Consider the following 26,007-nt stretch of genomic DNA (forward strand, 5'->3'; position numbering starts at 1 on the left):
TCGCAATGAGCCTCTTCGATGTGCGAAGCTTCGCTGCTTGACGCAGTCGGACTTCCCTTCCGTTAAAGAATAACCGTCATCCGCAGATTAAAAGAGCAAGATTCCGTAGTTTATTTCTCTCTGTTCTATGCTACAACTAGATATAAGAGAAGGCGTGAGGGAAGCGGAGGAGTACTTTTGAACCCTATAGTTATGGAACTGCAGGTGCCGAAGGCGTTTAGTTTTGAGAAAAACATTGCTTATTTGCAGAGATCGGCGAATGAATGCATGTATCGGATCGAGGATGGGTTTGTCTATAAAGCGATAGCGCATGGTGAAGATAAGGCCGTGATGAAGGTTGGCCCGTCTCCTGGCGGTGGACTAAGGTTGGAGTTAATAGGAGTTCCTGCAAGTGTGGAGGCTCGTGATAGGCTTATAGCTGCTGCACAGATATATGTGAAGGAATGGTTCGACCTGGACCAGGATTTGTCTCCGTTTTATGAGCTTGCGTCAGGCGATAGGCTCTTGCAGGAGCCAGTTGAGCAATTCCATGGACTAAGACTGATGGGTATACCGGATTTGTTCGAGGCATTGTGCTGGGGGATTATCGGACAGCAGATTAACTTGGCATTTGCATATACGTTGAAAAGAAGACTGGTCGAGTCCTATGGCACGCCTGTAGAAGCCGAAGGCGTTACGCACTGGCTGTTCCCGGCGCCGGAGCGGATCGCCTCGCTGTCGGTCACCGATCTGGAGCCGCTGCGCATGACGGTGAAGAAATGCGAGTATTTGATTGGAGCTGCTGAAGCTGTCGCTTCAGGCGCGCTGAGCAAGGAGCGGCTTATTGCCGTCGGCAGCCTGAGGGAAGCGGAGAAGCTGTTGACCGGCATGCGGGGAATTGGACCGTGGACAGCCCATTATGCGATCATGCGTTGCCTGAGGCTGCCGGATGCGTTCCCCATCGACGATGTTGGCTTGCATAATGCGATCAAGCTGCAGCTTGGCATGGACCGGAAGCCGACCAAGCCGGAGCTGGTTGCTTTGTCCGAAGGCTGGCGCGGCTGGGAAGCGTATGCCACGTTTTATTTGTGGCGATTGTTGTACTAATGGGAATGTGCGCGGGCTTGTTTTAACTGCTAACTCAGCGCTTAAGCATCCATTGTGTTGTAACTATGATGGAGCATCGAAGGACGCGCAGCATGCAGGTCTGCCAACATGTCAGGTGATAGAAGGCGAAGAAACATTGACTACCGTACACCTAAACCTCAATCATCCGTCGGCTGAAACGATAATCTTCACACCATACTGACGATTTGACGGCCATCCCCATTGGATGGCCGTTTGTTATTGGGCGTGGGCTATAGCTCCCTCACCTGCTTATAATATTGCCCCGGCGCTACGCCCGTGAACTGCTTGAACACTTTGCTGAAGTAGTAGGGGTCCTCAAGACCTGTCAAATATCCGATTTCCCCAAAGCTCATATGTGTCGCCTGAATAAGCTCCTGCGCATGCTGGATGCGCACCTTGTTAACGTACCGCGTGATGGTGTAGCCCGTCGTCTCCTTGAAAATCCGGTTCAAATAATCGTAATTGGATTCGAACTCCCTTTCAATCATGGCGCTGCCGATTTTCTCCGTGTAGTGCTGGTGGATATAGTCAAGGAGGGCATGGACTTTGGCTACGGCTTTGGAGCCTTTGCCGCCCTCATGCCGCAGCTTGTGCAGGAAGTAGTCCCTCGACAGCTCGATAAGCAGCTCAGAGAAGCGCAGCGCGGTTAATCCGCGGTTGTAATGCTTGCGTCTATAGAGAATAAGCAGCTCATTAAGAGCATGCATCATTTGGCTGAAGCTGTTTTTGTCCGAGAGCGAATGCAGCTTGGGAAAGTAGTAAGTTGTTTCCTCCTCCGTATCGACTTGTTCCTCCAAAAAAATGCTTTTAGCAAGCTCAACAGGATTCAGGTCCTCAGCGGATGACAAGCCCGGGTGCTTGAAGTGAAAGTAATAATAGTCGCATGTAGCCTTTTTGGTGCCTTCGTGATCAAGCCCAGGCTCTAGCAGCAGCGAATCCCCGCGCTTCAACACGTAGTCGCGGCCATTCTCCCTCATATGAAGTTCGCCGTTTTTAACGATATACAGAATATGCTCGTCGGTATTGCGGTCGAAATGAATCCATGGCGCAGTATAGGAAACGAAGCCCATCAGCATGATTTTGGGGACTTTGTCGACGTTCATTTTTAACATGCAGGTTCACACCCTCTATTTGGAAAAGTCGGTATTGTACAAAAAGCGTCACCATTGCTCATTTTCGATTATTCTAGCACACTCTATACTGTTGGTGAACGGCCAACTCGAATGTGAAATGGATGGTGGATATGGGGAAGCTGAAAATCGGGGTCATTGGGCTTGGCGGAATTGCGAATTATCACATCTGGGGCATTGAGCAAAGTCCGGATGCCGAGTTGTGGGCCATTTGTGACGTCAATGAGATTGCGCTTGCGGAGCGGGGCGAGTCGCTGGGCATTCCGGCGGAGAGACGTTATGCGCGCCATGAGGATATGCTTCAGAACGGAGAGATTGACGCGGTCATGATCGGCACGCCGAACTTCAATCATTTTGCCGTGGCACGGGACGCGATTCGATTCGGAAAACCGTTTGCGCTGGAGAAGCCGATTGCGATGAACACAGGGGAAGCGCTTGTACTGCGCGAAGAGCTGCGGAAGTCTCCGATTCCTCATATGGTGTGCTTCACATACCGCTACAAGTCCGCTGCACGTTATGCAAAGCAGCTGATTGCCGAGGGCAAGCTTGGACGCATCCATCATATATATAGCCAATATTTGCAAGGGTGGGCCATTGACGAGAAGCTTCCGCTCGTATGGCGTTTTAGCAAGACGCTATCCGGCTCTGGCGCGCTTGGTGATCTGGGGTCGCATATTTTGGACCTGCATCGGTTCCTGGTGGGTGAGACGGAGAAGGTCATCGCGCATGCTGACACGATTATTCGGGAGCGTGAGCTGATCGGCGGCAATGGTACTGGCGAGGTAGATGTTGACGACTTCTGCCATGTGCTGGGCCGGATGGAGGGCGGAGTTTCGTCTTCTATGCAGATTTCTCGGTTTGCGTTTGGCCGCGGAAACTACCAGCGCATCGAGGTTTACGGCTCCAAAGGGTCGCTAGTGTACAACCTGGAGGAATCGGACTCGCTGCAGGTGAACGTTGCGGATGAAGAGGGCGGCTTCAGGGACGCGGCCGTGCCGGAGAGCTGCGCAGCGGAGCAAATGCAGTCCTTCTTCAACTTGCTGCAGGGCAAAGGAGACGGGCTGGATGCAACGATCGAGGATGGCTATATCAATCAGCTGACGCTGGACGCTATTATTGAATCGTTTGCGGAGGAGCGCTGGGTGTCGACAGTTGAGGGCGACGGTGTGGCCAAGCTGGAAGCGATGTAGCTAAGGCTGGGGTATTGCGGGAAGTGAAAACAAATTGCAGCAGGAATAGGAGATGGAGATATCATGACAATCCGTGTAACGGTATGGAACGAATATCGGCATGAGAAAGAAAATGAGCATGTAGCTAGCATCTATCCAGAGGGTATCCACAATGCCATCGGCAACTATTTGAAGACCAATGAGCCGGTTGAGGTTCGTACAGCGACGCTGGATGAGCCGGAGCACGGCTTGACCGATGAAGTGCTGGCGAATACAGATGTGCTGATTTGGTGGGGACATCTGGCGCATGGCGAAGTGCGCGACGACATTGTGGAGAAGGTGCGCGACCGCGTTGTGACGGATGGCATGGGGCTCATCGTACTTCACTCCGGCCATGGTTCGAAGCTGTTCGAGCGTCTGCTTGGCACGAAGACGGGTACGCTGAAATGGCGTGATGACGGCGAGCGCGAGAGAGTATGGGTTATTGAGCACGGTCATCCGATTGCGGAGGGCTTGGGCGATTACTTTGAAATTCCGAAGGAAGAAATGTATGGCGAGCGCTTTGAGATTCCGGCGCCGGACGAGCTTGTCTTCATCTCGTGGTTCGAGGGCGGCGAAGTGTTCCGCAGCGGCTGCTGCTACCGTCGCGGCAAGGGCAAGCTGTTCTACTTCCGTCCGGGCCATGAGACATTCCCGATCTACCATCAGCCGGAAGTGCTGAAGGTCATCGGCAACGCCGTTCGCTGGGCCGCGCCTATCGCAGGTGCCGCAACCCGTTCCGGACGGATGGAGCCGATCGAGCCGATTGGCAAGGACAAGTAAGCAAGGTTTGATTTTGGGTTTTGGTTTGTACGGTTGGGGTATAAAGCGGGCCGGCTAAAGTTGAAACAGCTGGCATACGCTGAACAATAGGTCCTGTTCTCTTTTGGTCCAGCATAAGAGACAGGGCCTATTTGCTTTGCAACGCAGCACGAGGGGCAGCGCCCCGGCGGTGAGCTGGAACGGGTGCGCGTCATGCGCTCCAAGCCGCGAAACTCGGCTTGCAGCCTGCGAAAGTCCCGCGCCATGCGCTCCAAGCCGAGAAACTCGGCTTGCAGCCCGCGAAAGTCCCGCGCCACGCGCTCTAAGCCGCGAAACTCGGCTTGCAGCCCGCAGCAGTAGCTGCGCCACGCACCCGAGGGTGCATTATATTCCGCAACGTGTGAAGGATGTACGTTTTCGCGCGCGGGCGGCATCTTCATACTAGGAAGCAGATACGACGAAGAGAGCGAACAGGAGTGATTGAGGAATGAGCGAGCTGAAGCGAGCATTTTGGAAGGAAGCGGTTGTGTACCAGATTTACCCAAGGAGCTTTATGGACTCCAATGGTGATGGAATCGGGGACTTGCAGGGTATCATCTCCAAGCTGGATTACTTGAAGGAACTGGGCGTCGATGTCATCTGGCTCAGCCCCGTGTTCAAGTCGCCAAACGATGATAATGGCTATGACATTAGCGACTACCGCGATATTATGGATGAATTCGGCACGATGGCGGATTGGGAGGAGCTGCTGGAGGGTATTCACGGGCGCGGAATGAAGCTGATGATGGACCTCGTCGTGAATCACTCCTCGGACGAGCATGCCTGGTTCATGGAGTCGCGTTCCTCCAAGGATAGTCCTTACCGCGACTACTATATGTGGCGGCCTGCAAGTCCGCAGGGCCAGGAGCCGAACAATTGGGTTTCGTTATTCGGCGGCTCGGCATGGCAGTATGACGAGGCGACGGGCGAATATTTCCTGCATCTGTTCTCGAAAAAGCAGCCGGACCTGAACTGGGAGAACCCCGTTCTCCGGCAGGAAGTGTACGACATGATGACGTTCTGGCTCGACAAAGGAATCGACGGCTTCCGGATGGATGTCATCAACTGCATTTCGAAGACGCCGGACTTGCCAAGTGTAGGCGAGGATCGGTATGCATGGGGCGGCGAGCACTTTATGAACGGGCCGAACATCCATCCATACTTGCAGGAAATGAACCGCGAGGTGCTGTCGAGGTACAATATTATGACGGTTGGCGAGATGCCGGGCGCAACGGTTGAGCAGGCCAAGCTCTATACAGGCGAGGATCGCGGGGAGCTGAACATGGTGTTCCAATTCGAGCATATGGACGTAGATTCCGGGCCGCATGGCAAATGGGACCTGAAGCCTTGGACGCTGAAAGGTCTGAGAGATATTTTGCACAAGTGGCAGGTGGGATTGGCCGAGGATGGCTGGAACAGCCTCTATCTGAACAATCATGATCAGCCGCGCATGGTCTCCCGGTTCGGAGACACAGGCGCGTATCATAAGCAATCCGCCAAGATGCTGGCCACGCTGCTGCATACGCTCAAAGGCACGCCGTACATTTATCAGGGCGAGGAGCTCGGCATGACCAACGTTCGCTTCCCGTCTATCGATGATTACCGTGACATCGAGACGCTCAACATGTACCGGGAGCATCGGCATGAGCATGGCAGGACGGAAGAGGAGGTCATGGCCTCGATCTATGCGAAAGGAAGGGACAACGCGCGCACGCCGATGCAGTGGGACGATTCGCCGAATGGCGGCTTCACGACTGGCATTCCGTGGCTGGCGTCCAATCCTAATTATGGCCGGATCAATGCGAAGCAGGCGCTCATTGACCCGGACGCCATCTTCCACTATTACAAAAGGCTGATCCAGCTTCGCAAGCGACATGACATTATGGTATACGGCAGTTACGAGCTGATTCTGCCGGAGGATGAACGCATCTACGCTTATTCGCGTGAGCTGAACGGAGAGCGGTGGCTAGTCATCCTTAATTTCTTCAGAGAGCAGACTGAATTTATCCTCCCGGGCGAACTGGCTCATAGCACCAGAGAGCTGATGATCGCCAATTATGACGATATTGACCCGGCCGCTGACATCAACCGATTCACGCTTCGTCCTTATGAAGCTCGTGTCTACTCGTTAACGAAATAAGCTCGTTTCTTACGATGGGGTGTTAAATCAACACCCCATCGTATTTTAATCCCCCTTGTGCAAGCCCTTGCGCTTTGCCCCAACAGCCCTTCCCGCAAGTCCCCCACTCAACCATTCGCTTAACCCCGCGCTCAAGAGTACATCGAACACTTCCGCATAATATCGAACACCAAACCCTTCAACTTAACGTCAGATGGTCATTTTTCCGTAAGAGAACTAGAGAATATACGACACGATAATGATAACGTAAGCGGTTACTTCCGCGCGGCCCCGTGGGTGATAATCGACCTATGGATCACACACCAATCGTGAGGGGAGCAATAGAGAATGAAAAAGACAAGAAAAGCGGCAATCGCCGTTATGGCGCTTGTTCTCGTATTTGTAATGGCCGCGTGCTCAGGTGGCAACGGAGGCAATAACGGGTCTTCGGGCAATGGCGGTACAGGAACGGGGAACGGCGGAACTGACAAGCCCGCAGGTAAAAAAGTAACGATTGAATATTGGCACACGTACAGCGACGCCGAAGAGGTGATACTGACCGATAAAATCAAGCCTGCCTTCGAGGAAGCGTATCCGAACATCGAGCTGAAGCTCACGCGCATGCCTTATGAAGGGCTGAAGCAGCAAGTCATTGCCGGTGTAGCCGGCGACGCCGCTCCAGACCTGATGCGCATGGATATCGTATGGGTGCCGGAGTTCGCAGCTCAGAACGCGCTGATGGAGGTTAGCAAGCTGGAAGGATTCGATGAGTTGAAAGCTAGCGTATTCGATGCGCCGATGGCGACGAACTATTTCAACAACGGCTACTACGGCGTACCGGTCAACACGAATACGAAGGTTGCGATTTACAACAAGGCTACTCTTGCTGAAGCGGGCTTGACAGAAGCGCCGAAAACGATAGATGAGCTGGTCGCTGCGGCAGAAACGCTGAAGGCAAAGGGCAAATACGGCATGGGCGTATCCGGCATTCATGCCTGGGGTCTCGCTCCGTGGTTCTGGAGCCTCGGCGGCTCCATCACGAACGACGATTACACCAAAGCTGACGGTTATCTGAACAGCGAGGCGAGCGTGAAGGCGCTGCAAACGATTATGGATTGGAACAACAAAGGTCTGGTGCTTCCAGTTATGCTGGGCGGCGAGCCTGGCACATGGGATGGCATCATTAGCGGCGAATACCTGATGAGCGATGACGGTCCTTGGTTCTACAGCACGAAGATTGCAGAGAAGGAAGCGACGGGCTTCGATCCGCTGGAGGGGACGGTTAGAGCGCTTATGCCTGCGGGAGACGGCGGCAGCCGTTCGGTCATCGGCGGCGAGAATCTGGTCATGTTCGCGAATTCGAAGCATCCGGAGGAAGCATGGACGTTCGCGAAGTGGATGCTGACAGAAGAGCCGCAAAAAATTATGGCGGAGACAGGTCTGATTCCTTCCAACAAAACGGCAGCCGATGCGATGAAGTCGATGGATATCCCATTCGTCGATACGTTCGTTGAGCAGTTGGAGACGGCATTGCCGCGCACACCGATCCCGCAATGGGGTGAAGTGGAAGCGATTTTCAACCTAGCGTTCGAGAAAGCGATTCGCGGCGAGCAAGAGCCGAAGGCTGCGCTGGATGAAGCGGTGAAGCAGATCGAAGCGATTTTGAAATAAGCAATATCAACGGGAAGGGTAACTTTGCGGGGCGGCAGCTTCGGCGAAGCCGCCCTTTCCTCCTTGCAACAACCAGACATGATTTCAACCAGTGAAAGGAGGGCTTCCGCCTATGCCCGATTCCGCATTAACACCGGATACGAAGCAACTGCCTATGATGCGCAAAAGCAAGTTCAAGCTGGGCCTGAAGCAATGGATGACCGTGCTGCCTTTTGTCGCGATCGGCTTTATCGGCATCGCCGTATTCGTCATTTATCCTATGATCCGCAACATTATGATCAGCTTTCAGGATTACAGCATAATGCCGAATGCGGCGAATCCGTGGGTCGGCTTCGATAACTACACACGGGTGTTCCAGGACCCGAACGACCGCTTCCTGATCGCGCTGCGCAACACATTCCTGAACGTGGCAGCGACGGTGCCGGTCAACTGGTTTTTGGCGGTGTTCTTTGCCGTCATGATCAACGCCCGATTCGTCAAATTCAAACTTGCTTTCCGCACCATCTACTACTTGCCGATCGTCACCTCATGGATTATCATCGCGCTGCTGTTCAAATATTTGTTTGCGGACGGTGACGGCGGCTTTATCAATTTCATCCTTCATAAGCAATTGGGTCTGATCGCCGAGCCGATTTCCTGGCGCAACAACTATTGGTCCGCTATGGTCATGATTTGGCTGTTCCATATTTGGAAGACAGTCGGCTGGGGCGTCGTGATCTATCTTGCCGCGCTGCAAGGGATACCGAAGGATCTGTATGAGGCAGCTGAGATCGACGGGGCGAATGCAGGCCAGAAGTTTTGGAAGATTACGATACCGCTGCTCAAGCCGATTACCTTATTTATCGTAATCAATTTAATTAACGGTGCATTTGGCTTCTTCCCGCAAGTGTACTTTATTACGCAAGGCGGGCCGATGAACCAGACGCATGTTATTCCGAGCTTGATCTACATCGAAGCGTTCCAGAATTTGAAGTTTGGCCCGGCGTCGGCTATGGGCGTCATGATGGGTGTGCTCGTCTTTATATTAACGTATACGCAGATGAAAAAAATCGGAAGACAGAGAATGTTCTAAGGAGGATCGCCTATGCAAACATCACTTATCAACAAGATCGTCGTCTACGCGATCATCATAACGGGCGCTCTTCTCTTTGTCTTCCCGTTCATCTATATGATTCTGACGACCTTCTTTCAGGGCACCAATACACTGCCTAAGCCGGAACAAGTTTTTTCGGTCAAAATCAACTTCGCCAACTACGTGACTGTATGGAACAAAAACAACTTTGTGAACTACTTCATGAACAGTGTTATCGTCACTTCGGTTGCGATGGTAGGCTCGCTGTTTCTCGGGGCGCTGACCGCATACGGTTTTGCGAGATTCACATTTCCGGGCAAGGAGCTGGTCTTCCGGATCTTCCTGTTGACCATGTTCATCCCGGGTGTCATCAACATTATTCCGCAGTTTGTCATTATTAAGGATATGGGGCTCGTCAACACGTACAGCGGCTTATGGCTTGTCTATATAGCAGGTGGCGTCATTGGGAATGTCTTCTTCCTGCGCGGATTTTTCGAGAGCATACCGAAGGAGCTGGAGGAATCCGTCCTGATCGACGGCGGGGGCAACTGGCGCATCTTCTGGAACATCTACCTGCCCCAATCGCTGCCTGCGCTTGGTACGCTGGCGATCTTTATCTTCCAGGGCACGTGGGAGGAATACTTCCTGGCGCTGACCTTGATCAAGAGCGAAGCCATGCGCACGCTGCCGATTGCCATACTTATGTTCAATGACAAATATTCGACCAACTACGGCCAAGTATTCGCGGCTTCGATGATTGCGTTATTGCCGGTTATATTGCTGTACATCATATTTCAGAAAAAATTCGTTCAGTCCGGCTACAACGAGGGCGGCGTGAAGGGCTAAAAGCCATCGACTGGTCAAACGGCAGAATGCAGATTGCGCTCAGCCATCGGGCTGATCAAGCGCCAGAGTGCAGATTGCATTCAGCCGTCAAGTCCAAGCCAAGGTCGTCAGGCGCTGCGCATGGAGTGGCATGGCGATAAGGGACACAACGAATGTTAACGAATCCCAATACAAGGAGACTACAATGCCAGGATATGTTTTTTGCAAAAAAACAGCAGCGGTATGCGCCAGCGTACTCGTCATTACTGGATTGCTGGCTGGCTGCCTGGGCGGCAAGCAAGCAGTCGTCGATCCGCAGAAAGCTGGTGATGCCGGTCTGCTGGCGTATGTCACGACAGACAAGGCGAGATATAACCCCGGAGACCCGGTTCATTACACGCTGACGATGAAGCCATCGGATATTGGCGGTGATCTGATCGTTCGCTACAAGCATCTCGACCGGACCATGGGCGAGTCGACGATCAAGTGGGACGGATCGGCGGCGCAGGTGCAATGGGAGTGGAAGCCTTCCTCCGATGATTATAAGGGGTATATGGCGGAAATTTTTTTGAAGCAGGGCAAAGAGATCGTTGACCATACGAACATTGCGGTGGATGTCTCGTCCGATTGGGGCAAATTCCCGCGTTACGGCTACTTGGCCGACTTTATGGCGATGGACGCGGGCGAGCAGGACAAAACGGTCGATCGGCTGAACCGTTTCCGTATTAATGGCATTCAGTTCTACGATTGGCAGTGGAAGCACCATATACCGATGAAGCTGGATAACGGCCAGCCGGCGAGCGAGTGGCCGGAGATTGCGGGTCGGCTAGTCTCGTACGATACGGTGAAGGGCTATATCGACCTCGCGCATAGCAAAAATATGAAGGCGATGAACTACAATCTGCTCTTCGGCGCGTTCGAGGACGCGGAGAAGGACGGCGTGAAGCGGGAGTGGGGCTTGTTCCGAGATCCGCTGCTTGCCACTCAGGACCGCCATCCGCTGCCGGACAGCTGGGTCAGCGACATTATGCTGATGAACCCGGCGAATGAGCAATGGCAGAACTATCTGTTCCAGGCGGAGCAGGAAGTGTTCAAGCATCTGCCGTTCGACGGCTGGCATGTCGATCAGCTTGGCGACCGGGGCATCCTGTATGACGGCAATGCCGATAAGGTCAATCTGCCGGAGACTTATGTTCCGTTCATGAATGCAGCAAAGAAAGCCGTTGATGTCGATTATGTAATGAATGCCGTCGGACAGTTCGGACAGAGCTACATTGCCAAGACGCCGGTGAAGTTTCTGTATACGGAGGTATGGGACGCGCATCCGCAATACCGCAATCTGAAGGAGATCGTGGACCAAAATCTGAAGTTCAGCGCGGGGGAGCTGAATACGGTATTTGCAGCCTATATGAACTATGATCATGCGGACTCCCGAGGGGAATTCAATACGCCGGGCGTGCTTCTGACCGATGCCGTTATCTTCGCCTCCGGCGGCTCCCATCTGGAGCTGGGCGAGAACATGCTGGCGAAGGAATATTTCCCGAACCGCAATCTGTCCATTCCGGCTGAGCTGGAAGAGGCGCTGGTGTCGTATTACGACTTCATGACCGCATATCAGAATCTGCTGCGTGACGGAACGGTCGACAAGGAGCTGAACGTTGCGGCGGCAGAGGGAGCAGAGCTGTCGGCGATGCCGGAGCGAGGCAAGGTATGGAGCTTCGCGAAGGAGGCGCAGGACAAGACGATCCTGCATCTGATCAATTTCAGCGATGCGACCGTGATGGAATGGCAGGACAATAAGGCTTCGCAAGCGGAGCCGAAGGAGATTGCCGATCTGAAGCTGACCGTGAAGGCGGACGGCAAAGTGAAGAAGGCGTGGCTGGCTTCACCTGATTATTACAACGGATCGGCCCTGCCGCTGGAGTTCACCGAGAAGAACGGGGCTGTGGAGCTTACACTGCCGCATCTGAAATACTGGAATATGGTTGTGCTGGAATACTAATGAAGCGCAAGACGCCCGGAGGGGGCGTCTTTGCGTCGTTGTCCGGAGAACTTGAGATATCGCATGTCTAATCGTATTCAGAATGTACTACAATGAGGGAACAAGCCGTTAGGGAGGAGGGGCAGTATGCGGGAATTATTACGTATGAGGATGCGAATGTCTTTTACAACGAAAATGATTGCAGCTTTTGTGCTCGTTATTCTCATTCCGACGCTGTTCACAAGCGTCTCCTTTTACGTCGTATCCAATTCCACGGTCAAGCAGAACGTCCGCGAGGCGTCCGTCCAGATTGCGAAGCAAGGCGCGGATTCCCTGTCCTTCATCTTCAATGCGGGCAGTGATGTCTCGGACATGATCTATATCGACTCCCGCGTGCAGCATGTGCTGGTGAATAACCCGACAAGCGAAGAGGACCTGCTGTTATGGCGCGAGAACGAAAAATATATGGAGAGCTTCCTGAACAATATTGTCTATTCCAGCTCGTTCGTCGGCATTGTGTATGTGTTGAAGGACCCGGCGACAGGCTGGGGAAGCGGCACATTCTCCAAGGTGAAGCTCGCGCGTTATGACGTGGAGGCCCAGTCATGGGCGAAAGAAGCCAGAGCGCTGGACGGCGGGCTCGTCTGGCATGAGATTCGGGCGGATCAGCTTAGCAGCGGCGGTGACAATACCGAGATGGTGCTGCCGATCGGGCGGGCGATTCATAGCGATGCGAATGAGGAGACACTCGGCTACATTGTGGTTAATCTGAACGGCCGCAAAGTCATCGACAAGATTGAGGAGATGAAGCTGGGCCAGACGGGAAGTTTCCTTGTGGTGGATGAGGGAGGCCGCATTATGGTCGCCTCCGACACGTCGCAGATTGGCGGGGTGGTGGAGAACGGGGAGTTGCTTGCGCATATTCGCGATCCGTACATCGAGTTTGAATTCCAGAACGGGGACGTGCCTTATTACGGCGTTAAGCAGACGCTGAGCAACGGCTGGCTGCTTGTTGGCACAGTGCCTGTACATGAAATAACGGACCGGCTGAGCGCGCTGCATCGCACCATTCTATTGTCCTTCGGCGTATTCACCTTGCTTGGCATCGGCATGGGACTTGTCATTGCCAGCCGTGTTACGCGGCCTGTCCAGAAGCTGACCCGGGGTATGAGACTCGTACAGAAAGGCGATCTGACGGTGCGGACGGATGTGGACACGAATGACGAATTCGGCCTGATGAGTCATCAGTTCAACAAAATGATCAGCGACATCAACCTCTTGATGGAACAAGTGTCGGAGGAACAGAAGCTGAAGCAGGAGGCGGAGCTGCGAGCGGCGGTGCACCGGATTAATCCGCATTTCCTGTTCAATACGCTCGGCACGATCAGATGGCTGATTAAGTATGGACAGTCCGACAAGGCTTATGAAGGCATCTCCGCGTTGACCCGGCTGCTGGAGGCGAACATGGGGCGGAAGGGCAACTTCGTTACAATCGCTGAAGAACTGGATATTATCGAAAAGTATCTGGTTATTCTGGAGATGCGCTATAACCGAAGATTCGCGCTGACGATTCACAAGGATAATGCAGCAGCAGAGCTGCTTGTGCCGAGAATGCTCATTCAGCCGCTCGTAGAGAATGCGATCTTCCACGGTATTGTGCCGAAGGACAGCGACGGCGAGATTGTTATAACGGTAAGGCGGGAAGGAAGCGCAACGATCATCGAGGTGGAGGATGACGGCATTGGTCTGCTGCCGGGCAAAGAGAAGATGCTGGAGTCGGTTGAAAAAGCAGTAAGGGACGGACAATCCGGCATTGGTCTGCAGCATGTGTACGAGTGTACTCGGCTTTATTTTGACAGAGGCTCAGGGGTGGAGATCCACGCCCGTGAACAAGGCGGCACGCTAGCGAAAGTCGTGCTGCATCCGAAGAGAACATCGCGGCAGGAAGGGTGAGGCTTAATGTGGCAAGCGATGATTGTGGATGATGAACCGATTATTCGATACGGCATCAAAGCATCCGTAGATTGGGAGCGCGAAGGCGTCGAGATCGCGGCGGACTGCGCGAACGGAGCCGAAGCGCTGCAGCTGATGGAGACTCGCCGGATCGACCTTCTGATCACGGATATCAAGATGCCGGTGCTCGACGGGCTGGCCCTGACGAAGCAGGCGCTGTCGCTGAACCCCGGCATCAAGGTGATTCTGGTAAGCAGCCATAATGACTTTGAATATGTGCGCGAGGGACTGAAGCTGGGCGTAGCGGATTATATTCTAAAGCATACGCTGGAGCCGGAGGAGCTGGTGCAGGTCGTTCGCAGATGTATCGGCATGCTGCAGAGAGAAAGCGGGGGAAACGGCGGAATGAGTCCGTCTGCCAGAGAGGAGCGGGCGAAGCTTCGCAAAAGCTATGAGAGCGACCTTAAGCAGCACTTGCTGCAGCGAAGCGGGAGCCTGTCTGTGGGAGCTTACCCAGAGTGGCTTAATGAGGAATATGCCGGTCTCCTTATTCATCCCAACCGTGTCTACTATATTGAAGAGCAGCAAGGTTATTTGTACAAATCTGTATTAATGGAGCAATTGACCGAAGTGTTGTACGGAGCCGAGCCGGAAGGGCTGGCGGTTCAGTCTGGGGAGCATGAGCTGTTTTATCTCATGCCGGTGCCTGACGCTGCGGATGTGGAGCGTGCTGCTGAGCTGCGGGAAAGGCTGCTGCGGCTTCGAGATAAGCTGGAGCGCGAAGGCGGCGCCGGTCTCACAATCGGTTATGCCGAGGGCTGGGGAGCCGGAGATATCCGCTCCGTCTTCTTCGGCAGCAAGGAAGCCTCCGACAGAGGGTTCTTCGAAGGGAGCGGCATCTATTCGAGCGAGTCCGCAAGTTCCCGCGACAGGGAAGGCATGCGGCTGCCCGCCATGTATCAGGAGGCGGAGGGGCTGGTTGACGAGAAGCTTCAGACTCTCGTGGCAGAGTGGAAGGAAGATTGGTCGCAGGGCGGCTGTCCTCCGCTTGTGCTCAAGGAAGAAGCGAGCCGTGTCCTCTCCATTATGTTCAAGCATCAAGTTGATCCGTATGCGCTCGTGGAATCATTCGATCGGCTGTTCAAGACGGAGACGCTGGCGGAATTATGCGACACGCTCCTTCTTGTAGCGGGTGAGTTGCGCAAAAGCCGCTCAGACTTCGATGCTCCCGGCTTCAGCCACCCCATCGACAAGGCGCTGGAGTACATTCGGACACACTACCTGGAGACGATGACGCTGCAGCAAGTGGCGGATATTGTTCACGTGAGCAAAAACTATTTTTCCATCCTGTTCAAGAAGGTTACAGGCCATAATTTCATCGATTACGTCATTACGCTGCGTATCCAGAGGGCGAAGGAGCTGCTGGCCGGCTCGGAGCTGAAGGTCTATGAAGTTGCCGAGCTATCGGGCTTCAATGACGTGAAATATTTCAGTAAGCTGTTCAAGAAGATGACGGGTCAATCGCCGGTTGATTACCGGGAACAGAAGCTGCATAAGGCGGACGGTTGCTGCGAGAGGGGAGGAGGGACAGAGTGACGCTTCGGATGATGCGGTCGTCGGCGCTAATGGCGATGCTTGCCTTATTGCTGTCTGGCTGTCTGGGCAATTCCATCATCGATGATCCCGGTACGGTCAAGAGGCTGGGCGACGAGCCTCAGAAAACGATTGTCATCTGGCATACGTACAGCGATGAGGAGACGATATTGTTCGAGAAGGAAGTGATTCCGGCATTCGAAGCGGAGCATCCGGGCATCGTCATTGAGTCGGTTAGGCAGACGCATAACCAGGAGTATCACTCTGCCCTGCAAGCCCGGGCTTCAGCGGGGAAGACGCCGGATATTATCCGGATGGATTATACCTGGATTCCGGTATTCGCGCAGCGGGAATTGCTGTATCCGATTGAGTCCTTCCCGGGTTATGCGGAGGTGTCCGACCAATTGCAGGGCCGCATGATGAATACGAACCGTTACGCCGGCCATGTATACGGGCTTCCGCTTAACATGACCACGAAGGCTGCGCTGTACAATGTTCAACTGCTAGAGAAGCTGGACATCTCCGAACCTCCGACTTCCTTCGCTGAGACGGTGAAGCTGGCCCGTGAGCACGGTTATTCGCTCGGGATGTCAGATGTTGATCTATGGAACAGCCTGCCTTATTTCTTTGCGCTCGGGGGCAATCTTGCTGACCCTTCGTTCTCGCGGACGGAAGGGTATCTGAATAGCCCGGCCAGCGTAAGCGCGATGAAGGAGCTGCTCAAGCTGCACAAGGAGGGAATTATTAATCCTTGGCTGCTGAAGGGGAACGCAGACTTGTGGCGGGAGGTCTATGCGCCAGGCCGTTTTCTGATGATAGACGAAGGTCCATGGTACTACAGCATCCTGCTTAATATCGCCAATACGGAGGTCGATTTGCTGCAGCGTACGAAGCCGGTGCCGTTCCCAAGCGATGGAGAATACCGTTCCATCATGGGCGGAGAGAGCTTGGTCATGACGAAGGGGGCGCGCAACAAGGAAGAGGCTTGGACCTTCATGAGCTGGATGGCCAACAAGCAAACGCAGCTGAAGCTGATGGATGCGGGGCTGATTCCGGCCAATACGGAAGCTTTTGAAGCGGGACGCCATTCGGATAACCCTGTAATCCGCTATTTGGCACCGTATATGGAAGGGATCGAAGACGCCTTCTACCGTCCGCCGATCCCGCAGTGGAACGAGATCGAGAAGCTGTACAATACGGCTATGGAAGATATATTCATGCGGGGCAAGGATGTCGAAGAGACGCTAGATGATACTGCGCGGAAGATGGACGCGCTGCTTGGCTCATCGTAAGAGCCAACGGCATGGTGAAAAAGCGGTTAACGGGGAGCTAGGCCTCCGGTTAACCGCTTTTTATTGTGTGTGTTTGTGCAACGTTATCGGCTCGCTAGGAATGAAGCACACTAGGCCGACTGGCGCATCGGGGGAGTTAGAGGAAACTGGTAGAGTAAAAAACGCTTATTTGCGCGAGAAGTGTGATTGGAGGGAAATAGTGATGTGAGAAACGCGAAACGGGGTGTTTGAGGAGTTTAGCGGTGCCAGAAACGCTTAAATGTACGCGGCGGGTACGCTGCTCGACTATTTGAACCGGCGATATACGATACCCGTCAAGATTTGGGTGCCGCATGAGCTGAAGCTCCGCCACTCCACGGGAGACCATTCTTAACTCGCATAAGACCGCATCCGGTCCCGCCTCTTGCCAATTGCAAGGACGGGACTTTTTTGCGTTTCCTTGGCTCTAAATCTTATTCAGAAAGAGACTCTGCTTTATATGGCTGCCGTCTTTCTTCATAATCCCGTACAAGCTCGAATACACTTTCCTTAACAGGCGGCTTGTCTGACGGTCAGATTGGGGGACAAGTCTGAATATAGAGGGAAAGAGGGATGCGATAATGAGCATAGAGCAATCGGATGCGGCAATATTGGGACTGGGGACGGCGGTGCCGCCCTATCGAATGGATCAGGAGGATACGTCCCGCAGGCTGACGGAGGCGCTGACAAGTGCCGGACATTCGGATTCCAGCCGGTGGGCGAAGCGAATATTCCGGCAATGCGGCGTCGAGAGCCGCTATACCTGCGAGCCGAATTTGCTTGAGCCCGCATCAAGCTGCAGGTACTTTCCGAGTGCGGACGGGCAAGCGGAAGTGCCTTCGACAAGCGGGCGCATGGCGGTGTACAAGCGGTCATCGGTTCCGCTTGCGGCAGAGGCGGCATTGAAGGCGCTGGCGGATAGCGGGACACATCCGGAGGACATTACGCATTTAATTACCGTGAGCTGTACGGGACAATTTCTGCCGGGACTCGACGCCGCGTTAATAGGAGAGCTTGGGCTCCGTCCGACCGTTGCGCGGATACCGCTTACGTTCCTCGGCTGCGCGGCGGGCTTGAAGGCGGTCTGTTTGTCCAAAGGGCTTGTTGAGAATCAGAGCGGTGCGAAGGCGCTGGTCGTATGCGTGGAGCTATGCACGCTTCATATCCAGCCCTCTAGCGATCGGGAGGCGCTATATGGCGCATCCTTCTTCGGGGACGGCGCTTCCGCATGCGTAGTGGGGAGACCGGAGGTACATCACCGGGACGTATTCCTGCTGGGAGACGAGAGATCGGTATTGCTGCCCGGCAGCTCGGGGGAGATGATCTGGGAGGTGGGCAACCATGGGTTCGACCTGTACCTGTCTCCATCGATCCCCCGGCTGATCGGTGAGCATGTTCCAGCCGAAGTGGACCGACTGCTAGATGGTGTGCCAAAGCCGGAACTGTGGGCTATCCATCCCGGCGGCAGAGGCATTGTCGACACCTTGCAGGAGACGTTTGCGCTGAGCGATGGCCAGACCTCCGCCAGCCGAACGGTACTGCGGAATTACGGCAATATGTCCTCGGCTACGATTCTGTTTGTGCTGAGCGAGATGAAGCGAACGCTCCGCGAAGAGAAGGCCGGCTACAAGGCGGGCGTGGCGCTTGCCTTCGGCCCCGGCGTCACCGCCGAGATGATCCGCATCGCTTATTCGCCAACTCCGCAAGCTCGCAAGGCGGGAGGTTCGTTAGAAGGCGTTCCAGAGGCTGATGCTTATGCTTAAAGCTCTTCAGAATCGGGAATTGAAGCCCGAATACATGGACGATAGGACACAGGGCGGACCGGAGCTGCAAGAAGCGCTGGTTCATCTGCGCCGGCTGAACCGCTTGTTCGGCGCAGCTTCCCCGACCCTATACGGCGTGAAGCGATTGTGGAAGGCGGCGGGTTCACCCAAGGAGCTGTCGATTCTGGATATCGGGGCCGGCTCGGGAGATGTGAACAGGAAGCTTCTCCAATGGGCGCTGGAGGAGGGGGTACGCCTTAATGTGACGCTTGTCGATACGACCGAGGAAGCAGTGAAGGAGGCAAGCCTGTACTTTTGGAACGAGTCGCGGGTGCGTGTATGCCAAGGCGATCTGTTCGAGCTGGAGGCCGATTCGGCGGATGTGGTGACGGGCACTCAATTTCTGCATCATTTCACCGGACATGAGCTGGAACGGGCGGTCAGGCAGATGATGCGGGCATCGCGCATTGGCGTTGTTATTAATGATATCCATCGTCATCCCGTATCATGGCTGTCCGTATGGCTGGCGACCCGGCTTATTTCACGCAATCCTTACATCCGGCATGACGGACCCCTCTCCGTTGCCAAAGGCTTCCGGGGAGACGACTGGGGGAGGCTGCGAAAGGCGTTATCGCTTGGTCCATCGTCGTTCAAATATGTCTGGCGGCCGTTGTTCCGGTATTCGGTCATGATTAGGAAGGATGGCAGCAAGCATCATGGGAGGTGGTGACCCATGACGACGATCTATGATGTCGCGGTGCTCGGCGCCGGGGTGGCAGGCAGCGCGGCAGCGAAGTTGCTTGCTTCGAAGGGGTGGAACACCGTCCTGCTGGACCGGCAGCGATTCCCGCGGCATAAGGTATGCGGAGAATTTTTGTCGCCGGAATCCCAGGAGACGCTTGCCCGGCTTGGATTGCTGAAGGCCGTACAAGGGTTGTCGCCTAGTCTGATTACCCGTACGAGCTTGTATCTGGAGAATGGAGGTGTCATCCGGCTTCCGCTGCCGGGTGCAGCACTTGGCATAAGCCGCTATAGGCTGGATGCCTCCTTTCATCAGGAGGCTGAGGCGGCGGGCGCAAGGATTCGGGAAGGCGTAACCGTCCTGTCGGCGGAGCTGCAGGATGGGCACTATTCGCTGACGTTGCGAAGCGAAGGCCAGACAGAAGTGCTGCGTGCGCGTGCGGTTATCGCGGCTTGGGGCGGGGCAGGACAGGCAAGCGAGCGACCGGACGGGAGCCGGCCGTCTCGTTCACGTAAGAGCGATCTGACCAGCCGTGACAGGGGCTCAGGCCGTTCGGCCCAAGTATCGGGCCTTGTCGGTGTGAAAATGCATTACCGGATGGCAGATCCCACTCCGCTCAGCGTACAGGTGAATAGCGCAGTAGAGCTGTATTTCTTCCAGGGAGGGTACACAGGGATTAACGGAGTGGAGGATGGAAAGGTGAATATCGCGGCCTTGCTTGATCGAGACGACATTCCCTCGAAGCACCGCTCCGTATCCGCGATGCTGGAGGAGGCGGCCCGCCGCCATCCGTCTCTACGTGAAAGGATTGAGGCGCTAATTCCGCTGCCTGATACAGCCGCCGCCGTATCGCCTGTTCGAATCAGCATGCGTCCAGTGGCATGGAGCGGCATTCCGCTAATCGGCGATGCCATCTGCCGCATTCCGCCGCTGTGCGGGGACGGCATGTCGATGGCGCTGCGCTCCGCTGAGCTTTGCTCGGATTATGCAGACCGATATTTGCGCGGTGAACTTTCGCTCGGCGACTGGGAACGTGAATATAAGGAGGCCATTATGCGGGAATTCAGCAGGCCGCTGCGTTGGGGACGGTTCGCAGAATTTCTGCTCAGCTCCGCTTTTCTGTCCCGTGCGCTGCCTGCGCTTGCAAGGCTGGCCCCGCGGGCGGCGAGAGGCATGATTCAAGCTACGAGATTGCGTGTCCGTTAGCGTTGCGATCATTTTTTGTAAATGGGTGGTTTACAACCGGCGGGGCGATCTGGTAGAGTATCACAAATGCAATGACGAGAAGAGTAAGCCTTCATGTCCCTGTACAGAGAGCTCCGCCAGCTGCGAAGGGGTCATCGGACATACGGCCGAACCAAGCCTCCGAGCGGCACATTGGAACGGGTGCGACCAGCCCCGGGATGGTGTGACGGGTGCTCCCGTTATAGGGCTAGAGTATAAGCATGTTTCATGCCGTACTTGAAGAGGCCGGCTTGGCGACAGGCTGGCGAATATGGGGTGGCACCGCGATGATCAATCTCGCCCCCAAGACCAAAAGTCTTGGGGGTGGGATTTTTTTGTTGTTGATCATCATGAGGTGAAGGGAGCCACATCTATGAAGAGGAATGTTTGGTTGGAAAAGTGGAAGTATCCGTTCATTCTATTATTCGGCATCGGCATATCCAATGTCGGGGGATGGATCTATTTTATCGCGCTGAATCTGATTGTGTATGATATGACGCAGTCCGCGTTAGCGGTGTCCATACTCTATCTGATCCGTCCGTTGTCTACGCTGGCCAGCAATTTGTGGGCGGGCAGTCTCATTGACCGGACGAACAAGCGCAGCTTGATGGCGATATTGGATGTAGCAAGGGCAGGGCTGATCGTTCTTCTGCCCCTCAATTCGTCTATTTGGTATATATACGTCCTGGTGTTCTTTATTCAAATGGCGGGTTCTGTGTTTGGACCGGCCTCAGGCACGTATATTACGATGCTGATTCCGCCAGACCAAAGACCGCGCTTCAACTCGCTGAATGCGCTGATCGGCTCCGGCGCTTTCCTGATCGGTCCGGCTATTGCTGGACTGCTGTTTCTTGCAGGCTCTCCGGTTATGGCGATCTATATCAATGCCGCCGCGATGTTCTTGTCCGGGCTCATTACGCTGCTTATGCCAAATTTGGAGAAGGGTGTATTTGCTCAAAAGGGTGGAGCTAGGCTGGAATGGTCCGTGATCAGGGCGGACTGGGGGACAGTGCTGAGATTCTATCGCTCGCACATATACATTACGGCTGTATGCCTACTGTTCGGCGCTATTATGATGGTCATGGCTTCGGCTGTCGATTCGCTGGAGGCGGTATTTGCCCTGACGGTGCTGGGTCTGACGGAGAGCAGCTACGGCATGCTGGTAAGCGTCTCCGGAGCGGGCATTATCGCAGGCGCTTTGGTCAATACGTTGGTGGCAGGAAGAGTGCCGTCAGCGGCATTAATTGGACTCGGCGTGCTTGGCGTAAGCGGAGGATATTTGCTGTATGCGACCTCCTCTGCTTTTGGAATGGCGGCAGCCGGATTTTTTATTCTTGCGTTTTTTATCGCCTTCGCCAATGCGGGATTTGCGACATTCTATCAAAACAACATTCCGGTGGGGATGATGGGCCGATTCGGCAGTATGAACGGCTTTATCGAAGCCATTCTCATTATGCTGACGACGATTGTGCTCGGATTATGGGCGGAGTGGGGATCGCTTCAAGTGGCTGTCATCGCCGGTGTCATCGTTATGGCTTTATTGAGTCTTGTCTTAGGGGGGCTGCTTTGGCGCAAAGTCATTATTGTACAAAAAGTATCCGGAACAGGCATTTCCGTGCAACAAGGCGCAGCCTATACTACAATAGAGACAAGACGCGAGTCGGGACCTGAGCAATAGACTGTTGCAGGATAGGCCTGGCGCTTGCGCAGGAATTGACGGCAAGACAACATCAATCGAGGAGGGATTGCGGTTGGCTGAGCAGGAGCAAGTGAAAATAGGATTAGTCGGAGCAAGCTGGTTTGCAGACCTGTGGTATTTGCCGGTCGTTCAGATGCATCCGAATGCGCAGCTGCATGCCATATGCAGCGAAGGCGGCGGAAGCGCGAGACGGATGGCGGACAAATACGGCATTCCGCATGTATTCGGCTCTTATGAGGAGATGCTGGAGCAAGCGGGTCTTGACGGCATATGTATCATTACGCCCAACGATGTGCATGTGACGATCGCGGAAGCGGCCATGAATCGGGCCGTCCACGTGATGAGCGAGAAGCCATTGGCGCTTAACTTGAAGGAAGCGGAGCAGATGATGCGTTTCGCGGAGAGAAGCGGAATGATCCATGGCGTTAATTTTACGTACAGGGAACATCCCGGAGTGCGCCGAATAAAGGCAATGGTAGAGGAAGGTCTAATCGGCCGGCTGCAATCCGGGCATTTTGAATATACAGGAGACTATGGCGTCGCCGGGCCTCCGGGGTGGAGAGGCTCCATTGCGAAGGGCGGCATAGGCGGCGTACTTGCGGATCTAGGCTCTCATTTGATCGATTTGGCACAATATGTAACCGGAGACGGCTTGTCGGAAGTTAGCGCGGATGCCACGTTCGCGCATCGGGATATGAACCCGGATGCGGCGGCGGACGCCGTCATCTTCTTAGCCCGTTCTTTGCAGGGTGCGCAGCATACGTTCCGTACGAGCTGGATCGAGCATCAGGGGACGAAGGGGCAGACGATTCGTATTCATCTGAATGGACAACTCGGCATTATCGAATTTGCCGTCAGCCATCTAGGTTCCGCTTTGTCTTATACGCTGCATGAAGGCGGTAAGACGGTAGTGGATCTTCGGGAGGATGGTCTCCCTGCGTGGAATGAAGACGAACCGTCCTCGGAGACGAGCTTCAGGCCTTGGCGGCTGACGGACCGCAATGAGGTATGGAAGTGGATCGACCGCATCATCGACCGAAAGGAAGGTACAGAGGAAGCATCAGCCGACGCGCCTACCTTTGCCGACGGATATTACGCACAGTCTGTTATGGAGGCTGTCATGCAGGCAGTGGAGGAGCGGCGCTGGGTGCCGGTTCGATCGGTGGAATAGAACGAAATATGATCTCTTGTTATAGTGAAAGCCTTGAACCCTATGATCAAATAGGTGCTTCAAGGCTTTTTATGCATGCTATAGAAGGATTGACATTTCTGCGCCTAGCGCGTATGTCAGGTTATTTTTTAGTTAATGAGAAATAAGACCATACTAAAAACTACTAAAAACGAGGCAGCAAGACGGTTTTTCATAACAATAAAATACGGTACGGGGGTATTGTAATTTTTCGTTGACGAATATAGGGGTACGGGGTATACTGATGATGTCGACAGGAAATGAAAGGTTTCTCATCCATCCCGATAAGAGAGCGAAAGCTGATGCGGAGTGAAGAAGTGAGGAATAGATGAACTTATAAATTGATCAAGAAGCATAGGAGTGTTCAATATGAAACAGGAAGCTTTAACGGCAAGCAACGATCAAGTGACATTTGATATATCCGGCATGACCTGCGCGGCTTGTGCTAACCGCATTGAGAAGGGACTTAACAAAATGCCGGGCGTGTCTCAGGCCAGCGTCAACTTCGCAATGGAGACCGCCAGCGTCAGCTTCTCGTCTTCGGAGATTTCCGTAAAAGATATGCAGAGCAAGGTGAAGCAGCTGGGTTATGCCGCGGCGCTGAAGGCAGAAGAGAAAGAGACGCAGGAACATCGTTCCCGTGAGACGAGAAAGCATAAGCTGACGCTTATCCTGTCTGCGCTACTCTCGCTTCCACTGCTCTGGAGTATGGTCGGCCACTTCTCATTTACTACATGGATGTACGTACCGGATTTGTTCATGAATCCGTGGTTCCAGTTAGTATTGGCTACGCCAGTACAATTCTATGTAGGCGCGCCGTTCTACAAGGGAGCCTATAAGGCGCTTCGCAACCGAAGCGCGAACATGGATGTGCTGATTTCATTGGGAACATCGGCGGCTTATTTCTACAGCATCTACCTGACGCTTCAGTGGTGGGCGGACGGAGCGTCCGCGCATCACGGCCATTCTGTGCAACACGGCCCGTCCCTGTACTTCGAGACTAGCGCCGTTCTGATCACGCTCGTGGTACTTGGCAAGCTGTTTGAGACGCTGGCCAAAGGCCGGACCTCGGAAGCCATCAAGTCGCTGATGGGTTTACAGGCGAAGACAGCGCTCGTCATTCGCGACGGTGAAGAACGCGCCGTTGCGATTGAAGAAGTGCTAAAAGGCGACATTGTTATTGTGAAGCCGGGCGAAAAAATTCCGGTAGACGGCCAGGTGCTTGAAGGAAGCTCGGCTGTAGATGAATCCATGCTGACGGGCGAGAGTATCCCCGTTACGAAAAATACAGGCGACCATGTCATTGGCGCCACCATTAACAAAAACGGCTTGCTGCGCATTACAGCGACGAAGGTCGGCAAAGATACCGCATTGGCGCAAATTATTAAGGTTGTGGAAGATGCGCAAGGCTCGAAAGCGCCGATTCAGCGTGTTGCGGATGTCATCTCCGGCATCTTTGTACCTATTGTAGTAGCGATAGCTGTTGTGGCATTTCTGGTATGGTACTTTATCGTAACGCCGGGCGACTTCGGCGGCTCGCTGGAGAAGGCCATTGCGATTCTGGTTATCGCATGTCCTTGTGCGCTTGGACTGGCGACTCCAACCTCGATCATGGCGGGCTCCGGCCGTGCGGCAGAGCTGGGCGTTCTCTTCAAGGGCGGCGAGCATTTGGAAGGTACTCATCGCATCGATACGGTTGTTCTGGATAAGACAGGTACGGTAACCAAAGGCAAGCCTGAGCTGACAGATGTCGTAACGGCATGGAACGAAGAAGAGCTTCTGCGTTTGGTAGGATCGGCAGAGAAAGGCTCGGAGCATCCGCTTGCGGAAGCCATTGTAGCAGGCGCTGAAGCTCGCGGTATCAAGCTTGTAGATGCACAATCCTTCGAAGCCATCCCTGGTTTCGGCATAAGTGCGACAATCGATGGCCGGGACGTGCTCGTAGGTACAAGAAGGCTGATGGAACGCTATCAAATAGAAGCGAAAGACGCATTGAAGGCTATGACGGCACTTGAGATGGAAGGCAAAACTGCGATGCTGGCAGCGGTGGACGGCGAGTATGCAGGTATGGTTGCAGTAGCGGACACGATCAAGGATTCCTCGCCAGCTGCAATAGCGAGACTGAAAAGCATGGGCATTGAGGTTGTCATGATTACAGGGGATAATGAACGGACCGCCAAAGCGATAGCGTCCGAAGTCGGCATCGATCATGTACTTGCTGAGGTTCTGCCGGAGGGCAAAGCCGAGGAAGTGAAGAAGCTGCAGGCACAGGGCAAAAAGGTAGCGATGGTCGGCGACGGAATCAATGATGCACCGGCGCTGGCTACGGCAGATGTCGGCATGGCGGTTGGCACTGGAACTGACGTGGCGATGGAAGCGGCAGATGTGACGCTGATGAGGGGCGATCTGTCCAGCATTCCGGATGCCATCATGATGAGCCGCAAGACAATGTCGAACATTAAGCAGAATCTGTTCTGGGCGCTTGGCTACAATACGCTGGGCATCCCGATCGCGGCGATTGGCTTACTGGCCCCATGGGTGGCGGGCGCGGCCATGGCGCTGAGCTCGGTATCCGTTGTACTGAATGCGCTCCGTCTGCAGCGTATGAAGATATAACTCG

Annotated in this window: 18 protein-coding genes; 17 read left to right on the plus strand and 1 reads right to left on the minus strand. The window is 54.3% G+C overall.

Annotated features, from left to right (window positions below; translation table 11 throughout):
- The first annotated feature begins 177 nt into the window (after positions 1-177).
- Positions 178-1,086, plus strand: a complete 909-nt coding sequence (locus tag ACFVSO_RS06460; protein ID WP_387471283.1) for a DNA-3-methyladenine glycosylase family protein — start codon at positions 178-180, stop codon at positions 1,084-1,086.
- Positions 1,087-1,337: 251 nt separating this feature from the next.
- Here ACFVSO_RS06460 and ACFVSO_RS06465 read toward each other — a convergent pair whose 3' ends face one another.
- Positions 1,338-2,219, minus strand: a complete 882-nt coding sequence (locus ACFVSO_RS06465) for a helix-turn-helix domain-containing protein (protein WP_387471285.1) — start codon at positions 2,217-2,219, stop codon at positions 1,338-1,340.
- Positions 2,220-2,350: 131 nt separating this feature from the next.
- Between ACFVSO_RS06465 and ACFVSO_RS06470 the strand changes: the two genes are divergently transcribed.
- From ACFVSO_RS06470 to ACFVSO_RS06545, 16 genes are all read left to right on the plus strand, one after another.
- A complete protein-coding gene (locus ACFVSO_RS06470; RefSeq protein WP_387471287.1) occupies positions 2,351-3,427 on the plus strand; it encodes a Gfo/Idh/MocA family protein in 1,077 nt (358 codons plus the stop codon).
- Positions 3,428-3,487: 60 nt separating this feature from the next.
- Positions 3,488-4,228 (plus strand): ThuA domain-containing protein, encoded by a 741-nt coding sequence (locus tag ACFVSO_RS06475; RefSeq protein WP_387471673.1) that lies wholly within the window; start codon positions 3,488-3,490, stop codon positions 4,226-4,228.
- Positions 4,229-4,703: 475 nt separating this feature from the next.
- Positions 4,704-6,386, plus strand: coding sequence for a glycoside hydrolase family 13 protein (locus ACFVSO_RS06480; protein ID WP_387471676.1), 1,683 nt, complete (start codon positions 4,704-4,706; stop codon positions 6,384-6,386).
- 327 nt (positions 6,387-6,713) lie between these two features.
- Positions 6,714-8,036 (plus strand): extracellular solute-binding protein, encoded by a 1,323-nt coding sequence (locus ACFVSO_RS06485; RefSeq protein ID WP_387471289.1) that lies wholly within the window; start codon positions 6,714-6,716, stop codon positions 8,034-8,036.
- Between the two features lie 112 nt (positions 8,037-8,148).
- On the plus strand, positions 8,149-9,108 hold the full coding sequence (locus ACFVSO_RS06490) for a carbohydrate ABC transporter permease (RefSeq protein ID WP_387471291.1): 960 nt from the start codon (positions 8,149-8,151) through the stop codon (positions 9,106-9,108).
- A 12-nt stretch (positions 9,109-9,120) separates the two neighbouring features.
- Positions 9,121-9,954, plus strand: coding sequence for a carbohydrate ABC transporter permease (locus ACFVSO_RS06495; RefSeq protein WP_387471293.1), 834 nt, complete (start codon positions 9,121-9,123; stop codon positions 9,952-9,954).
- A gap of 184 nt (positions 9,955-10,138) precedes the next feature.
- Positions 10,139-11,935, plus strand: a complete 1,797-nt coding sequence (locus ACFVSO_RS06500) for a glycoside hydrolase family 66 protein (protein WP_387471295.1) — start codon at positions 10,139-10,141, stop codon at positions 11,933-11,935.
- Between the two features lie 156 nt (positions 11,936-12,091).
- Entirely contained in the window at positions 12,092-13,867 is a 1,776-nt protein-coding gene (locus ACFVSO_RS06505; protein WP_387471297.1) for a cache domain-containing sensor histidine kinase, read from the plus strand.
- Positions 13,868-13,873: 6 nt separating this feature from the next.
- Positions 13,874-15,463, plus strand: coding sequence for a response regulator transcription factor (locus tag ACFVSO_RS06510; protein ID WP_387471299.1), 1,590 nt, complete (start codon positions 13,874-13,876; stop codon positions 15,461-15,463).
- Complete coding sequence (locus ACFVSO_RS06515) at positions 15,460-16,752, plus strand: extracellular solute-binding protein (protein WP_387471301.1); 1,293 nt, start codon at positions 15,460-15,462, stop codon at positions 16,750-16,752. The genes ACFVSO_RS06510 and ACFVSO_RS06515 overlap by 4 nt, the downstream gene beginning before the upstream one ends.
- 599 nt (positions 16,753-17,351) lie before the next feature.
- Positions 17,352-18,533 carry a type III polyketide synthase gene (locus tag ACFVSO_RS06520; protein WP_387471303.1) on the plus strand — a complete coding sequence of 394 codons (1,182 nt, stop codon included), beginning with the start codon at positions 17,352-17,354 and terminating at the stop codon, positions 18,531-18,533.
- Complete coding sequence (locus ACFVSO_RS06525; RefSeq protein WP_387471305.1) at positions 18,526-19,263, plus strand: methyltransferase domain-containing protein; 738 nt, start codon at positions 18,526-18,528, stop codon at positions 19,261-19,263. Before ACFVSO_RS06520 ends, ACFVSO_RS06525 begins: the two co-directional genes overlap by 8 nt.
- Positions 19,264-19,266: 3 nt before the next feature.
- Positions 19,267-20,481, plus strand: coding sequence for an NAD(P)/FAD-dependent oxidoreductase (locus ACFVSO_RS06530; RefSeq protein WP_387471307.1), 1,215 nt, complete (start codon positions 19,267-19,269; stop codon positions 20,479-20,481).
- A 391-nt stretch (positions 20,482-20,872) separates the two neighbouring features.
- Positions 20,873-22,177: an MFS transporter gene (locus ACFVSO_RS06535; protein WP_387471309.1), complete on the plus strand. Its 1,305-nt coding sequence runs from the start codon at positions 20,873-20,875 to the stop codon at positions 22,175-22,177.
- Between the two features lie 73 nt (positions 22,178-22,250).
- Positions 22,251-23,369, plus strand: a complete 1,119-nt coding sequence (locus tag ACFVSO_RS06540; RefSeq protein WP_387471311.1) for a Gfo/Idh/MocA family protein — start codon at positions 22,251-22,253, stop codon at positions 23,367-23,369.
- 387 nt (positions 23,370-23,756) lie between these two features.
- Entirely contained in the window at positions 23,757-26,003 is a 2,247-nt protein-coding gene (locus ACFVSO_RS06545) for a heavy metal translocating P-type ATPase (protein WP_387471313.1), read from the plus strand.
- The last annotated feature ends 4 nt before the right edge of the window (positions 26,004-26,007 follow it).

This window comes from Paenibacillus sp. NPDC057967 (genome assembly GCF_042887015.1).
In the GTDB taxonomy this organism is placed as follows: domain Bacteria; phylum Bacillota; class Bacilli; order Paenibacillales; family Paenibacillaceae; genus Pristimantibacillus.

What these genes read in the sequence shown, in the direction of transcription:
- ACFVSO_RS06490 (WP_387471291.1), top strand. Translation starts at nt 8,149, where the DNA reads ATGCCCGATTCCGCATTAACACCGGATACGAAGCAACTGCCTATGATG.
- ACFVSO_RS06525 (WP_387471305.1), top strand. Translation starts at nt 18,526, where the DNA reads ATGCTTAAAGCTCTTCAGAATCGGGAATTGAAGCCCGAATACATGGAC.
- ACFVSO_RS06485 (WP_387471289.1), top strand. Translation starts at nt 6,714, where the DNA reads ATGAAAAAGACAAGAAAAGCGGCAATCGCCGTTATGGCGCTTGTTCTC.
- ACFVSO_RS06520 (WP_387471303.1), top strand. Translation starts at nt 17,352, where the DNA reads ATGAGCATAGAGCAATCGGATGCGGCAATATTGGGACTGGGGACGGCG.
- ACFVSO_RS06545 (WP_387471313.1), top strand. Translation starts at nt 23,757, where the DNA reads ATGAAACAGGAAGCTTTAACGGCAAGCAACGATCAAGTGACATTTGAT.
- ACFVSO_RS06530 (WP_387471307.1), top strand. Translation starts at nt 19,267, where the DNA reads ATGACGACGATCTATGATGTCGCGGTGCTCGGCGCCGGGGTGGCAGGC.
- ACFVSO_RS06495 (WP_387471293.1), top strand. Translation starts at nt 9,121, where the DNA reads ATGCAAACATCACTTATCAACAAGATCGTCGTCTACGCGATCATCATA.
- ACFVSO_RS06510 (WP_387471299.1), top strand. Translation starts at nt 13,874, where the DNA reads ATGTGGCAAGCGATGATTGTGGATGATGAACCGATTATTCGATACGGC.
- ACFVSO_RS06500 (WP_387471295.1), top strand. Translation starts at nt 10,139, where the DNA reads ATGCCAGGATATGTTTTTTGCAAAAAAACAGCAGCGGTATGCGCCAGC.
- ACFVSO_RS06505 (WP_387471297.1), top strand. Translation starts at nt 12,092, where the DNA reads ATGTCTTTTACAACGAAAATGATTGCAGCTTTTGTGCTCGTTATTCTC.
- ACFVSO_RS06470 (WP_387471287.1), top strand. Translation starts at nt 2,351, where the DNA reads ATGGGGAAGCTGAAAATCGGGGTCATTGGGCTTGGCGGAATTGCGAAT.
- ACFVSO_RS06535 (WP_387471309.1), top strand. Translation starts at nt 20,873, where the DNA reads ATGAAGAGGAATGTTTGGTTGGAAAAGTGGAAGTATCCGTTCATTCTA.
- ACFVSO_RS06465 (WP_387471285.1), bottom strand. Translation starts at nt 2,219, where the DNA reads ATGTTAAAAATGAACGTCGACAAAGTCCCCAAAATCATGCTGATGGGC.